Here is a 14,662-nt window from a genome sequence, read left to right on the forward strand (position 1 = left end):
CATGAACAAATCCATCCTGCTGGCGGCATCGGCGTGCGTGTTCTCGGTATGCAGCAGCGGCGCGTATGCGGCGGGCGGCGAAATCGCCGTGATCGTCAAGACGGTCAATTCGAATTACTGGCAGAACGTGCAGAAGGGCGCGAAGGCGGCGCTCGACGGCGCCAAGGGCTACACGATGACGTTCCAGGGGCCGGCGGCCGAGTCGGACATCAGCGGGCAGGTCAACATGGTCGACAACGCGGTCACGCGTCATGTGGCGGGCATCGTACTCGCGCCGTCCGATCCCGATGCGCTCGTACCCGCGATCAAGAAGGCGTGGGAAGCGCATATTCCCGTCGTGTTGATCGACTCGGCGATCGCGGATGGCGGCAAGCCGTACTACCAGGCGTTCCTGTCGACCGACAACGAGAAGGCGGGCGCGTTGTGCGCGAAGGCGCTGATCGATCGCGTCGGACAGTCCGGCAAGATCGCGATCATGTCGTACGTGCCGGGCGCCGGGTCCGAGGTGAGCCGCGTCGGCGGATTCCGCAAGTACATCGAGAGCCATTCGAAACTGCAGATCGTCGGCCCGTACTACTCGCAATCGCAAATGGCGACCGCGCTGAACCAGACGACCGACGTGCTGTCGTCCAACCCCGACCTGAAGGGCATCTTCGGTGCGAACGAGCCGACCGCGGTCGGGATGGGTCGTGCACTGAAGCAGTCGGGCAAGGCGGGCAAGGTGGTGGCGATCGGATTCGACGGCAACGAGGATCTGCAGGGCTTCGTGCGCGACGGCACCGTGCAGGCGATCGCCGTGCAGGGCTCGTGGCAGATGGGCAACCAGGGCGTGCGCACGGCGCTCGACGTCATCGAGCGTAAGCCTGCGCCGAAGCTGATCGATACCGGCGTCGTGATGGTCGATAAGCAGAACCTCGATTCGCAGGCGGCGAAGAATGTCCTGTACTGATTGCCCGTGCCACTTTCCCGCATCCAGTCGCGCCTCATGAACGCAACCGATACACGCACATTGCCGCGCAGCGGGCTGACGGTGTCCGCGCTCGGTCTTGGCTGCTCGCAGCTCGGCGGCCTTTATCGGCCGATGTCGGCCGCCGACGCAGCCTCTCTCGTCGACGCTGCGTGGTCGGCGGGCCTGCGCTATTTCGACACCGCGCCCTATTACGGGTACACGCTGTCCGAGCGGCGCGTGGGTGCGGGGCTCGGCCCGCGCGCACGCGACACATTCACGCTCAGCACGAAGGTCGGACGGCTGATGCGCGCCGACGCGAGCGTGCGGCCGGGCGACGACGGCTGGGCCGAGCCGCTGCCGTTCCGGCCGGTCTACGACTACAGCTACGACGGCATCATGCGCTCGCACGACGACAGCCGGCAACGGCTCGGACTCGCGCGGATCGACATGCTGTACGTGCACGACATCGGCGCGATGACCCATGGCGATCGTCACGCGCATCACTGGGAGCAGCTGACCCGTGGCGGCGGGTTCCGTGCGCTGGAGGCGCTGCGCGCGGGCGGCGAGATCGGCGCGTTCGGTCTCGGCGTAAACGAGTGGGAAGTCGCGGTCGATGCGCTGAACGAAGCGGCACTCGACGCCGTGCTGCTGGCCGGCCGCTACACCCTGCTCGAGCAGACGGCGCTCGAACCGCTGCTCGACGCGTGCGCCCGTGTCGGGACGGGGGTCGTGATCGGCGGCGTGTTCAATTCCGGCGTGCTCGCCGGCAACGGCAAATTCAACTATTCGGAAGCGAGTGCCGACGTGATCGACAAGGCGACGCGGCTCGGCGCGCTGTGCAACCGCTTCGACGTGCCGCTTCCCGCCGCCGCATTGCAGTTTCCGTCCGGCCATCCGGCGGTCGTGTCGTGTGTGATCGGCGCGCGCAGCGTGGCCCAGCTGAAGCAGAACATCGACTGGTTCGGGCGTCCGTTGCCGGCCGGACTGTGGGATGCGCTGCGCGACGAAGGCCTGATCGATGCGCGCGCGCCGGTTCCGGGAGCACGCGCATGACCGCGCGCATCGACGCTCATCAACACTACTGGAGAATCGGCGCACGGGTCGGATGCTGGCCGCCGGCAGAGCTCGACGCGATTCACCGCGATTTTGGACCCACCGATCTGGCGCCGCTGCTCGACGCCGCGCGCATCGATACCACCGTACTCGTGCAGTCGCTGCCGAGCGAAGCCGACACGCGCTTTCTGCTGGATCTCGCGGCCGAAACGCCGACGGTCGGCGCGGTGGTCGGATGGGTCGACATGAAGGTCGACGACGCACCGGCGCGGATCGCGGCGTTCGCGTCCGCGCCGAAGGCGCGCGGCTTGCGACCGATGCTGCAGGACTTGCCCGACGACGCGTGGATCGACGATCCACGGCTGGATTGCGCGGTCGCGGCGATGCGCGAGCATGCGCTGGGTTTCGATGCACTGGTGATGCCGCGTCATCTCGATGCGTTGCACGCGTTCGCGCGACGCCATCCGGATCTGCCGATCGTGATCGATCACGCTGCGAAGCCGTTCGTCGAACGCGGCGAGCTGCAGCCGTGGATATCGTCGATGAGCAGGCTGGCGAGCCTGCCGAACGTTCATTGCAAGCTGTCCGGTCTCTGGACGGAGGCCGGACCGTCGGCCGGCCCGGCCGCGGTGCGAGCGCGCACGCGACCGTATGTTCACGCGCTGGCCGACCTGTTCGGGCCGGCGCGAATGATGTGGGGCAGCGACTGGCCGGTGCTGCGGTTGGCGTCGGCATGCGGCGGCTACGCCGAATGGCTGGCCGCGTGTGAGGAAGACTGCGCGCAGTTGCTCGGCTCCGCGGCGCTGCCCGGCCTCTTCGGCGGCAATGCGCGCCGCTTCTATCGGATCGACACCGCACGCCACGACGAATGAACCCGATCGAAAGGAAACCCGACATGCTCAGCGTGATTTGCGAATCCCCCGGCGTGCTGCGCGTGCAGCAGCGCGACCTGCCCGTGCGCGGCAGCGGCGAAGTGCTGTTGCGCGTCCAACGCGTCGGTATCTGCGGCACCGACCTGCACATCTTCACCGGCAACCAGCCGTACCTCGAATATCCGCGCGTGATGGGTCATGAGCTTTCCGCGGTCGTCGTCGAGGCCGAGCCCGAGTCGGGGCTCGGCGCCGGCGACGTGGTCTACGTGATGCCGTATCTGTCGTGCGGACACTGCGTCGCATGCCGTCGCGGCAACACGAACTGCTGCGTCAACATCAAGGTGCTCGGCGTGCATCGCGACGGCGCGCTCGCCGAATACCTGAGTGTGCCCGCGCAGTTCGTGCACAAGGCCGACGGCATTTCGCTCGACCAGGCGGCGATGCTGGAATTCCTTGCGATCGGCGCGCATGCGGTGCGGCGCGCGGACGTCCGCGCCGGGCAGCGGACGCTGGTCGTCGGCGCCGGGCCGATCGGCATGGCCGCGATGATCTTCGCGAAGCTGCGCGGTGCGGACGTCACGTGCCTCGACACGCGGGCGGATCGTCTGGCGTTTTGCCGCCGGCACCTGGCGGTCGATGCGACGGTCGAGGCCGGTGCGGACGACGCGGCGCGTCTCGCGTCGTTGACGAACGGCGAGTATTTCGATGCGGTGTTCGACGCGACGGGCAACCTCGATGCGATGAACCGCGGCTTCGAGTTCGTCGCGCACGGCGGCAAATACACGTTGATCTCGATCGTGCGCGGGCACGTCGCGTTTTCGGATCCGGAATTCCACAAGCGGGAAACCACGTTGCTCGCGAGCCGCAACGCGACCGCCGAGGACTTCGCGACGGTGCTCGACGCGATGCGCGCCGGGCGCATTCCGGACCGCGCGCTGAACACGCACCGGATGCGGCTCGAGGACGTACCGGATGCGCTTCCGCGTCTGCTGGAAGCGGGGCAGACCGTCGTGAAGGCGCTCGTCGAATGCTGAGCGATCGAATCCTGGACGCGGAGCGCCCGCGATGACGCCGCCGATCCTGCAGTTCGGCACGAGCCGCTTCCTGTTGGCGCACGTCGACCTGTTCGTGTCTCAGGCACTGGACGACGGCGACGCGATAGGCGGCATCGGTATCGTCCAGACCACCGGCAATGCGGCCAGCCGCGCGCGAATCGACGCGTTGCGCACAACCGGTCGCTATCCGGTGCGGATTCGCGGGCGCGATCGCGGCGGCGTCGTGGACGAAGTCGTCGAGTGTCGCGCCGTGCATCGCGCGTGGGACGCCGAGCGCGACTGGCCGGAGATACGCCGTGCCGCGATCGATGCGGTGCGCGTGATCGTGTCGAACACCGGCGACGCAGGCTATCGTGCCGATCCGCGCGACGCCGCGGACCTGCTGGGCCAGCCGGCGCAGGTGCCGCGCGGCTTTCCGGCGAAGCTGCTCGTGCTGCTTCATGCGCGCTGGCAGGTGCGGCCCGACGATGGCGTCTCCATCCTGCCTTGCGAACTGGTCACGAACAACGGCGACACGCTGCACGACATCGTGCTGGGCCTCGCGCGCGAATGGCGGTTGCCCGACGCGTTCGTCGACTATCTGTGCAACCGGTGCGTGTGGGTCAACTCGCTCGTCGACCGCATCGTGTCCGAGCCGCTTCATCCGGTCGGTGCGATCGCGGAGCCCTACGCGCTATGGGCGATCGAACGACGTGCGGGCATGGCATTGCCGTGCCGGCACGCGCAGATCGTCGTCACCGACGATTTGCGCAGCCACGAACGGCTGAAGCTGTTCTTCCTCAATCTCGGCCACAGCTGGCTCGCGGAGCAGTGGCTCGCGGCGGGGCGCGACGCATCGGAAACGGTGCTCGACGCGATGAACGACGCGCGGCTGCGCGACGGTCTCGAGGCCGTGTGGCGCGATGAAGTGGCGCCGGTGTTCGTGGCGCTCGGCCTGCGCGAAACGGCCGAGCGCTACGTCGACAGCGTGCGCGAACGCTTTCTCAATCCATTTCTCGCGCATCGCGTGGCCGATATCGCGGTCAACCATCGCGAGAAGGTGGCGCGGCGCATCGAGCCGTTGCTCGCGCTCGCGGATTCGCTGGCGGTGCCGGCCGAACAACCGCGGTTGCGGCAACTCGTCGCCCGCTACGAAGCGGCAGGCGAGGCAGCAACGACAGGGGAATATACAGAGTGAAGCAACCGGCAATCGTAATCCTTCACGGCAACGACAACGTTGCGGTCGCACTCGACGCACTGGCGCCGGACGGGCCGGTCGACGTGCACGGCGCGCCGTTGCGTCCGGCGGCCGCGGTGCCGGCCGGCCACAAGGTGGCCGCCGCACCGATCGCGCGCGGCGCCGCGATCGTCAAATGCGGCCAGCCGATCGGCATCGCACTGCGCGACATCGCCGCAGGCGAGCACGTGCACGTGCACAACGTCGGAATGCCCGAGCGGCATGCGCACGACGACGAGGCTGACGGCGACGCGTGCGACGTTGCGGCGGACCTGGGCGATACCTTCGACGGATTCGTGCGGCCGGACGGCAGCGTGGGCACCCGCAACTACGTTGGCGTGATCGCGAGCGTCAACTGTTCGGCGAGTGTCTGTCATGCGATCGCCGACGCATACCGGCACGGCGCGCTCGATGCATTCGGTCACGTCGACGGCGTCGTCGCGATCACCCATCAGAGCGGCTGCGGGATGTCGGCAACCGGGGACGGCGTCGAACTGCTGCGGCGCACGCTCGTCGGCTACGCGCGCAACCCGAATTTCGCCGGCGTGCTGCTCGTCGGCCTCGGCTGCGAGGTCAATCAGGTCGGCGCGCTTGCGGAACGGCTCGATGTGGCAGCGCCCGGCACCGTCCGCACGCTGGTCATCCAGGACGAGGGCGGGGTGCGCGAAACCGTTGCGCGAGGCGTGTCGATCGTGCGCGAATTGCTGGAGGTGGCCGATCGAGCACGTCGCAGCACCGTGCCGGCATCGCGGCTGACGGTCGGCCTGCAATGCGGCGGGTCTGACGGTTACTCGGGGATCACCGCAAATCCGGCGCTTGGCGCGGCCGTCGACCTGCTGGTCCGTAACGGCGGCACGGCGATCCTGTCCGAGACGCCCGAGATCTACGGCGCGGAGCATCTGCTGATCGCACGGGCGGCGTCGCGCGACGTCGCTGAGCGACTGCTCGGCAAGTTGCAGTGGTGGGAGCGCTACGTCGCCGACAACGGCGGCGAGATGAACAACAACCCGTCGCCCGGCAACATCGCCGGCGGCATCACCACGATTCTCGAGAAGTCGCTCGGCGCGGTGTCGAAGGGCGGCCGCTCGCCGCTTCGCGCGGTCTACGACTATGCGGAGCCGGTGCGGCAAGCCGGGCTCGTGTTCATGGATACGCCCGGTTACGACCCGGTGTCGGCGACGGGGCAAGTCGCCGGCGGTGCGAATCTCGTGTGCTTCACCACGGGCCGCGGGTCGGTGTTCGGCTCGAAGCCGGTGCCGACGATCAAGATCGCGACGACGACCGGCCTGTTCGAGCGGATGCGGTCGGACATGGATTTCGACAGCGGCGGGATCGTCGCCGGTTCGCTCTCGGTCGACGAAGCGGGCGCGCGGCTGTTTCGGCTGATGCTCGACGTCGCATCTGGACGAAGGTCCCGAAGCGAGGACAACGGTATCGGCGAACGCGAGTTCGTACCGTGGCTGCGCGGTGCGATCATGTGATGTCAGGGCCGACCCGCTGGAAGGCGGTGCCGAAACGAGGCGCGGCTTACAGATGTACGGACGGCCTTACCGCATCGAATCCCGCGGTGCGCGCATCATTGAAACGGTTTCCGTGGGCTTGCAGACGAATCGCGACGTCCGTGCTTCGCGATGCAGGCAGCAGCGCCGGCCGTCCTGCCCGCAATCAGCACGCCGCCGCTCGTCGTGCCGCTCCGCACGAAGCGTTGGCAACCGCGCGTGATGCGTCCGGCTTCGTGCGACCCATCAAACAAAACGGACGATCCATCAAACATTGGTTTGATCTCTCCCCATTAGCATGATTGCCGGGTAGTCGATCGTCAGGATTGCGTGTCGAGTGCCGCGACCGCGCCACAAAACCTGATCCATGCCGCCGTTCCAGGGTGGTTGACGCGGTGTTTCTTGGCCGATTCGTCGGGGCCGCATGTGCAATCGAACATGACGGAATTCTCAAGCAAAATCGAATAAAAAATGAATTGGCATCGATATATGGATGCCGGTAATGTGAGGAAACACTGGCACCGCCCGCGGTGGCCGTGCATATTCACGACAAGAAATTCGTCTGGTGGGGTGGGGGTATGACGCACGGTGCGCAAAAGGCCAATACAAGGGTACTGCTCCTGCGAGCGCGATGGGCCGGCGAATGGCCACGTCAGGCTTGTTCCACACACTCGTCAGCGCCCTCCGATTCGCCGCGGAGGTCTGCTCGACGACTTTCGACTCAGTTGCCGCAGACGAGCCCCGTACGCGGGAACGACAGGCCGTTTTGCCGCGCTTGACGAGTGTCGCGGCCAGCAGTCGCTCGCGTCCGAATACTTGCGATGGCGCATTCTTCGCCGCAGCTGGTTTGCGGCCACGCAATGTCCTTTCAGCGAAACGGTCGTCGGCGTGCCGCCTGTCGCTGCCTTGGAAAGACCAGAAGCGCGACGACAAGCAATGGGCAAAGAGGCTTTTCGGCATGGAATTCGCGTGAATCGTCTTTGCAGGCCCCCACGGAATCCGAAAAGCGGCATTCGCAATCGTTTTTGAAAATACTCGAAAAATGCGTTTATTCGATGCGCGTCGCGTAGCCGCGAACATCGCCGCGACACATCGATGGACGTATTGCATGTCCGATCCCGGTGGCGCAGCGAGGCGCCACGTAGAACGCCCTTGAACCGCTCACATACCGACAGGAAAACAACAATGAACCGCATGTTCCGCATTATCTGGTCCAAGGCGCTGGGCACGTGGGTGGTCGCCTCGGAGCTGACCGCGCAGGGAGGCAAGAGCGGCGGCGACTGCGGTCGATGTCACGCGCTGGTGGCGGGCGCCGGCCTGAGTCTGCTCGCTCTCTGCTGCGGGTCCTCGCCAGCCGATGCGCAGGTATGGAAAGGCACCACCAGCGGCGACTGGACGGCTGGAAGCAACTGGTCAACGGGGACGGCACCGGCCGGCGCCGGGACGGTGACGATCAACACGAACTCGCCCAGTCCGACGGTGCTCGGCGTCACCGGCCCCGCGACCGCCACGATAGGTACGCTGTATATGAGCGGCGTCGCAGCCGGGACGCCTAACACTTTCACCAGCGCGCTGACCATTCAGAACGGCAGCACGTTGTCGTCTGGCGCAGCGAACATTGGTTATTGGGACGCTGGTTCGTCCGTCACGGGATCTGCCACTGCCACGGTGACGGGCCCGGGATCATCCTGGTCCGCCACCACCATGGCGCTTGGCACTGGCGGCACCAACGGCATCACGGGCACCTCCGCTCCGGGTACGCTAAACATAACCAATGGCGCCACGGTCAAGGTGGCGGGCATCATGAGCTTTGGGCAGAGCGGCGGTAACGGGACGCTGAACATAACAAGCGGCGGTACGCTCGCCACGGGCAACGCAACGATGTCGAATCAAGAACCAGCCGCCAGCACTGCCGCCAACATTGCCAACATTTCTGGAGCCGGGTCGAAATGGACGGTGGCTGGAACTCTGCTGGTCGGCACCCGTGGCACCAACATTGCCAACGCCAGCATGCTGAACGTGGCAAACGGTGGCGCCGTGGTCGCCACGGGCGATATCAATGTGGGGGGAACCACGCTCAGCACCGCAGGAATCGGGATTGTCACGGTGGCCGGTGCAGGTTCGCAGTTGAGCACCAGTGGTGCGCTCAACATCGGCCTTTACATGAAAGGCGCGCTGACGGTTTCCGACGGTGCGCTGGCAACCGCCAACACGGTGACGATGACCTCCGCCAACACGAACTCGAACGCCACGCTCAACCTCACGAGCGGCGGCACGCTGGCGACGCAGGCGCTGACCGCCGGAGCCGGTCAGGCGCAGGCGAACTTCGACGGCGGCACCTTGCGTGCGACCGCCAGCAATACGGCCTTTGTCAGCGGCTTTACCGGCACCGAACTCAACATTGCCGCCGGCGGGTTGACGGTCGACACCGGGAGTTTCAATGTCACGGCAGCCGCACCGTTCAGCGGTGTAGGCGGGTTGACGAAGGTCGGGGCCGGCACGGCAACGCTGACCGGAGCCAACGCGTACACGGGCGTCACGACGATTTCCGCCGGGACGCTGCAACTCGGCAATGGCGGTACGTCGGGCAGCATCGTCGGAGATGTGACGAACAACGGCGCGCTGGCCTTCGATCGCTCCGATACGAGTACCTACGGTGGTGCGATTTCAGGCAGCGGTGCAGTGAACCAGATCGGCACGGGCACAACGATCTTGGCCGGCAACAACACCTATGCTGGCGGCACGACGATTTCGGCGGGGACTCTTCAACTGGGCAATGGCGGGACGTCGGGGTCGGTCACGGGTGATGTGACGAACAACGGCACGCTGGCGTTCGATCGCTCTGATACGAGCGCCTTCGGCGGCACGATCTCGGGCAGTGGCACGGTGAACCAGGTCGGCACCGGCACGACGGTGCTGACCGGCAACAACACCTACACGGGCGGCACGGCAATCAATGGCGGTACGCTTCAGGTAGCCGCCGATACCAGCCTGGGCGACGCAAGCGGCACGCTGTCGTTCAACGGCGGCACGCTGCAGAATGCGGCGAGCTTCGCATCCGCGCGGGCAATCACGCTCAACGCAGGGGGCGGGACATTTCAGACGACTGGCAAGCTGACACTGACGGGCACGATCGGGGGTGCCGGTGCACTGACCAAGACGGATAGCGGTACGTTGCTACTCGGCGCCAACAACACGTACACGGGCGGCACGACGATCTCGGCCGGCACGCTGCAGCTGGGCAGCGGCGGTACATCGGGCAGCATCGTGGGTGACGTGACGAACAACGGCACGCTGGCCTTCGATCGTTCCGATACCAGTACGTATGGCGGCACGATTTCCGGCAGCGGCGCGGTCAACCAGATCGGCACGGGCACGACGGTGCTGACGGGCAACAACACCTATGCCGGCGGTACGACGATCGTTGCGGGCGAGCTGCAGCTCGGCAATGGCGGGACGTCGGGTTCGATTACGGGCGACGTAACGAACGACGGGATGCTCACGTTCAACCGATCCGATACCTCCGGCTATGGAGGTCGAATTTCCGGCAACGGCGCGGTCACGCAGATCGGTACCGGCACGACCGTGCTGACCGGCAACAACAGCTACACCGGCGGTACGACGATTTCGGCGGGGGTGCTGCAACTGGGCAACGGCGGCTCGTCCGGTTCGATCACGGGCAACGTGACGAACGATGGCACGCTGGCCTTCGACCGTTCCGATACCGCGATCTATGGCGGCCAGGTTTCCGGCAACGGCGCGGTCACGCAGCTTGGTACCGGCACGACCGTACTGACCGGCAACAACACTTATACGGGCGGCACGACCATTTCGGGCGGTACGCTGCAACTGGGCAACGGCGGTACATCGGGCAGTATCGTCGGCGATGTGGTGAACAACGGCACGCTGACGTTCAACCGTTCCGATACGGTCTCTTATGCTGGCACGATTTCCGGCAGCGGCGCGCTGCGTCAAAGCGGTACCGGCACGACGATTCTCGTCGGCGACAACCGCTACACCGGCGGCACGGCGATCGCCGGCGGCGCGCTGGCGGTCGGCGACGCGTCGCATCCGCTGGCGACGAGCGGTTCGGGAGACGTCGCCGTTGCTTCGGGCGCTTCGCTTGGCGGGTACGGACAGATCGCGGGCTCGGTGCATAACGTCGGCACGCTTGCACCCGCCAATGCGTTGCCGGTCTTTTCCGCAGGTCCGACCGGCACGCTGCAGATCGGCGGCTCGCTGATCAACACCGGTACGCTGCAACTCGCTGCCGCGAGCGGCCGGCCGGGTAACGTGCTGCAAGTCGGAGGCAACTACGCCGGTGGCGGCCGGCTGCTCCTGAACACGTTGCTCAACGAGGGCGGCGCGGCATCGCAAACCGACCGGCTCGTCGTCCAGGGCCACGCAAGCGGTCAAACCGCTATCGCAATCAGCGCGAGCGGGGCCGGTGCGAAGACGGTGGGAGACGGGATCCTCGTCGTCCAGGTCGGCCCGCAGTCGAGCGCGACCAGCGTTCAACAGGCGGCTTCCGCGGCAGGCCGCGTGCTTCAGCGGAACGTCTATCAAGGCGTGCAATCCGCGTCCGGCAGCTTCCAGCTCGCCGGCCCGGTCCAGGCCGGCGCATACCAATACCTGCTTTACCAAGGCGGTGCTCAGTCGGCGCAAGACTGGTATCTCCGCTCGACGATCGTCGATTCCGGTATCCCGGGCGCGGGTACGCCGGGTTCAAGCGCGCCGGGATCCAGCGCACCCGTTCAGGGCGAGCAGCCGGCGCCGCTTTATCGACCGGCCGTCGCCGGCTATGCGCTGATGCCGGCGCTGAACGTCGACTACGGTTTCTCGGTGCTCGGACGTCTGCACGAGCGCGTCGGCGATGTCGCCGCGCTGGAAGCGGCGCAAGGCACGCATGGCGATGCCGTATGGGGGCGCGTGGGCGGCAACGGGCTCGACGCGAGTGCGGGGCGCTTCTCCGCGGACTCGCGGACGTACCTTGCGCAGTTCGGCAAGGACTGGACGCTGCGCTCGAACGCATCGAGCGGCAGCACGCACGCCGGCGTGACGGCCACGATCGGCTCGATGTCGGTCAGCTTCGACGATCGCCTTCGCTCGATCGCCGGATTGTCGATGCAGACGGGGACCGCCGAAATGCAGGCGCAATCGCTGGGCGCGTACCTGACGCGATATTTTGCCGGCAGCGGCTACGTCGACGCGGTGGCACACATCACCCACTATCGGAACAAGTATGGCGACGTGTACCGCGGCGAAGGCGTGCAGAACGGCTATGGCGCCGGCATGTCGCTGGAGGCGGGCCAACCGTTTGCCGTTGCGGGTCGGTTCGCTGTCGAGCCGCAGATGCAGCTGATGTACCAGTACACGCACCTGAATCACTTCGACGATTCCGTTTCGTCGGTATCGGGCAATACGACTCACGCGCTGCGCGGCCGGGCCGGTATCCGACTGTTCAAGGCAAACATGGCCGATGCCTCGGGATCGACCGCGGCGACGCCCTATCTGACGGCCGATGTACTGCATGACTTCACGCCGATGGGAACGACCGTCATCGCGGGGAGTGCCGTACCGGCCGAGTTCGGACGGACATGGTACGAACTGGGCGCGGGCATATCGGCGCAATTGGGCAGGGCGATGCAGGTCACCGCCCAGGTGAAATACGCGAGCCGCATTGGCGGCGACGAGCGGCGCAACCTGGCGGTCCAGGGAGGACTGCGCTACGGCTGGTAGCACGCGATCGAAGCGGCCGTGGCATTCGGCGAGTCCGAGGTCCCGCCGATGCGGCGGTCGATCGATGGCGTTCGAGTGAATCGAAGAGATGCGATTCATTCTCGTCGATATTCAATCGTCGTTTCGAATGCTCGTTTTCCACTATTCGGACAATGGAAAGCGAATTCCAGACTGACGATACGTCCTCCTCGTGCCCGAGTACGGACGGTTTCTTGCCCCGATCACGATCCCCTGTGATCGGGGTTTTTCGGGTTTGGAGGCTATCACGGCCTCGCATCGCCGTTCCGCGGTCCCGCATCCCGCACGTGTCGCACGCGATCCGCGACGAAGGTGCGCACGTTTCCGTCGGGAAACAGGATCGCGACCTGCTCGTCGGTCGACATGACGACTTCGCCCACACCGAAGCGCGCGACACGCGCCTTTTCTCCACGGACCCACCCGCGCTTTTGCTCGGCAAGCTGCTCGGTACGGCGACGCGCGATCGCCGCGGGCGAATGCACGGCGGGCAGCGGCTCGACATGCGGCGGATGGAGGCAGTTGTCGCACGTGCCGCAGCGCTCGATCGCCGTGTCTTCGTCGTAATACTCGAGCATCAGCCGCCAGCGGCAGCGCGCGCTTTGCGCGTAATCGATCATCTGCTGCAACGCCTCGCGATCCCGCTCGCGCATCTGCACGAACCGCTGCGCGGCAGCCGGAACGGCTTCGCGCAGTTGCGCCGGCTCGGCGCCCTTGCGTAACCGGTAGCAATGCCGACGATCGCGCTGAACGATGCGTGCGTCGATCAACATGGCGAGCGCCACGTCGAGCTTGCCGGACGGAACGTCCGTCAGGCTTGCCGCGAGCGCCGTCGCGGACACGGCAGTGCCGCCGGGTGCCGCGGCCGGCGGCGCCGGTTCACACTGCCCGTCGCCTGACGGGCCGGCGATGGCGTCGAACACCTGCAACACCAGCTCGGCGTCGGGATACTTGCCCGCGAGGAAGAACTGCTGAATGCGGCGATCGTTGAGATCGAACAGCAGCACGCAATCGGCAGTGTCGCCGTCGCGCCCGGCGCGCCCCGTTTCCTGGTAATACGCGTCCAGATTGCCGGGGATCTGGTAGTGAATGACGAAGCGCACGTCCGGCTTGTCGATGCCCATGCCGAACGCGTTCGTCGCGACGATGACGCGCGTGTCTCCATTCATGAAGCGGTCCTGCTCGTCGCGGCGCTGCCGGGCCGGGAGCCGCCCGTGGTAGCGCGCCACGCTTTCTCCGCTCGCCGCCAGCCACGCCCATACGCGTTGAACCTCGCGCACGGTAGCGACATAGACGATGCCCGAGCCTTGCAGTTCGCCGGTCAGGTCGAGCAATCGCCGTTGCTTGAGCTCGAGTGCGCGTGCGGCTTCGCGGCGCCCGTGCCCCGCGCCCGTATGAATCACGCGGTAGTGCAGGTTGGGCCGGTACGTACCCGTGCGCACGATCGCGGGGTCGCGCAGCCGCAACGCGTGCACGATGTCTTCGACGACTTCCGGCGTCGCGGTGGCGGTGAGCGCAAGGACCGGTGGGCCGCCCAGCGTCTGCACCGCATGCGCGATATCCAGAAATGCGGGCCTGAAATCGTGGCCCCACTTGGACACGCAGTGCGCTTCGTCCACGACGACGAGCGCGACGGGCGCCTGCGTGCGACCGGCGAGGACGTCGACGAACGCCGGCTGCGCGAGGCGCTCCGGTGTCACGAACACGATGCGCGGACGGCCGTCGCGCAACGCCTGCAATGCCGATCGCTCGTCCCGGCGCCCGAGCGTGCTGTTCAGGAGCACGCAGTCGATGCCGAGCGCCTGCAGCTTGTCGGCTTGATCCTTCATCAGCGAGATTAGCGGCGACACGACGAGCGTCATGCCGTTCAGATGCAATGCCGGCAACTGATAGCACAGCGACTTGCCCGCACCGGACGGCATCGTCGCGAGCGTGTCGCGCCGTGCCAGTACGCTGCGGATGATCTCCGCTTGTCCGCCGCGCAGGCGTGCGATCCCGAATCGCTCGCGCATCGTCCTGCGCAGGTCGCGCAGTTGCACGTTCACCGTCATCTGCATCCCCGGTCGTGATGGCGGGGATTGGCGAGCAAGGCGTGTGCCGGGCGGCGATGACGGGCCGACGGCAACGCGCGGCGCACGGCCGCGTCGGCGTATTGCCGGAACGCGTGCGGGGAAGAAGGGAACGCAAAGCGCCGTCCGTCGACGGTGCATGTTCCCCGAACTGCCTGAGTGAAGGCTGGCCCCGGATACCCGGCGACGTCGGCG

At 66.5% G+C, this 14,662-nt stretch carries 9 protein-coding genes; 7 read left to right on the top strand and 2 right to left on the bottom strand.

The genetic code is table 11. The features are described from left to right. Position 1 precedes the first annotated feature (1 nt). From Q3A80_RS26310 to Q3A80_RS26335, 6 genes are read left to right on the top strand one after another with little or no spacing between them, the layout of a single operon-like run. Positions 2-949, top strand: coding sequence for a substrate-binding domain-containing protein (locus Q3A80_RS26310; protein WP_446331740.1), 948 nt, complete (start codon positions 2-4; stop codon positions 947-949). Between the two features lie 36 nt (positions 950-985). Beyond that, complete coding sequence (locus Q3A80_RS26315) at positions 986-2,002, top strand: aldo/keto reductase (RefSeq protein WP_446331741.1); 1,017 nt, start codon at positions 986-988, stop codon at positions 2,000-2,002. Then, on the top strand, positions 1,999-2,874 hold the full coding sequence (locus tag Q3A80_RS26320; RefSeq protein WP_446331742.1) for an amidohydrolase family protein: 876 nt from the start codon (positions 1,999-2,001) through the stop codon (positions 2,872-2,874). Before Q3A80_RS26315 ends, Q3A80_RS26320 begins: the two co-directional genes overlap by 4 nt. A gap of 23 nt (positions 2,875-2,897) precedes the next feature. Continuing rightward, positions 2,898-3,908, top strand: coding sequence for a zinc-binding alcohol dehydrogenase family protein (locus Q3A80_RS26325; protein ID WP_446331743.1), 1,011 nt, complete (start codon positions 2,898-2,900; stop codon positions 3,906-3,908). Between the two features lie 31 nt (positions 3,909-3,939). Further along, positions 3,940-5,106, top strand: a complete 1,167-nt coding sequence (locus tag Q3A80_RS26330; RefSeq protein WP_446331744.1) for a mannitol dehydrogenase family protein — start codon at positions 3,940-3,942, stop codon at positions 5,104-5,106. Next, entirely contained in the window at positions 5,103-6,626 is a 1,524-nt protein-coding gene (locus Q3A80_RS26335; protein ID WP_446331745.1) for a UxaA family hydrolase, read from the top strand. Before Q3A80_RS26330 ends, Q3A80_RS26335 begins: the two co-directional genes overlap by 4 nt. A 468-nt stretch (positions 6,627-7,094) precedes the next feature. Here the strand turns inward: Q3A80_RS26335 and Q3A80_RS26340 are convergent, their stop codons facing one another. Beyond that, entirely contained in the window at positions 7,095-7,754 is a 660-nt protein-coding gene (locus Q3A80_RS26340) for a hypothetical protein (RefSeq protein WP_446331746.1), read from the bottom strand. Between the two features lie 75 nt (positions 7,755-7,829). Here Q3A80_RS26340 and Q3A80_RS26345 point away from each other — a divergent pair, with 75 nt between their 5' ends. Next, the gene (locus Q3A80_RS26345) at positions 7,830-12,383 is read left to right on the top strand and encodes an autotransporter outer membrane beta-barrel domain-containing protein (protein WP_446331747.1); all 4,554 of its coding nucleotides are present in this window, start codon (positions 7,830-7,832) and stop codon (positions 12,381-12,383) included. Positions 12,384-12,646: 263 nt separating this feature from the next. Here Q3A80_RS26345 and Q3A80_RS26350 read toward each other — a convergent pair whose 3' ends face one another. Next, complete coding sequence (locus Q3A80_RS26350; RefSeq protein WP_446331748.1) at positions 12,647-14,455, bottom strand: RecQ family ATP-dependent DNA helicase; 1,809 nt, start codon at positions 14,453-14,455, stop codon at positions 12,647-12,649. Positions 14,456-14,662: the final 207 nt, after the last annotated feature.

Source organism: Burkholderia sp. SR8 (assembly GCF_052851275.1).

Bases quoted from the DNA above. Each gene is read 5' to 3' on its own strand.
- Q3A80_RS26340 (WP_446331746.1), bottom strand. From the start codon at position 7,754: ATGCAATACGTCCATCGATGTGTCGCGGCGATGTTCGCGGCTACGCGA.
- Q3A80_RS26345 (WP_446331747.1), top strand. From the start codon at position 7,830: ATGAACCGCATGTTCCGCATTATCTGGTCCAAGGCGCTGGGCACGTGG.
- Q3A80_RS26315 (WP_446331741.1), top strand. From the start codon at position 986: ATGAACGCAACCGATACACGCACATTGCCGCGCAGCGGGCTGACGGTG.
- Q3A80_RS26320 (WP_446331742.1), top strand. From the start codon at position 1,999: ATGACCGCGCGCATCGACGCTCATCAACACTACTGGAGAATCGGCGCA.
- Q3A80_RS26325 (WP_446331743.1), top strand. From the start codon at position 2,898: ATGCTCAGCGTGATTTGCGAATCCCCCGGCGTGCTGCGCGTGCAGCAG.
- Q3A80_RS26350 (WP_446331748.1), bottom strand. From the start codon at position 14,455: ATGCAGATGACGGTGAACGTGCAACTGCGCGACCTGCGCAGGACGATG.
- Q3A80_RS26310 (WP_446331740.1), top strand. From the start codon at position 2: ATGAACAAATCCATCCTGCTGGCGGCATCGGCGTGCGTGTTCTCGGTA.
- Q3A80_RS26330 (WP_446331744.1), top strand. From the start codon at position 3,940: ATGACGCCGCCGATCCTGCAGTTCGGCACGAGCCGCTTCCTGTTGGCG.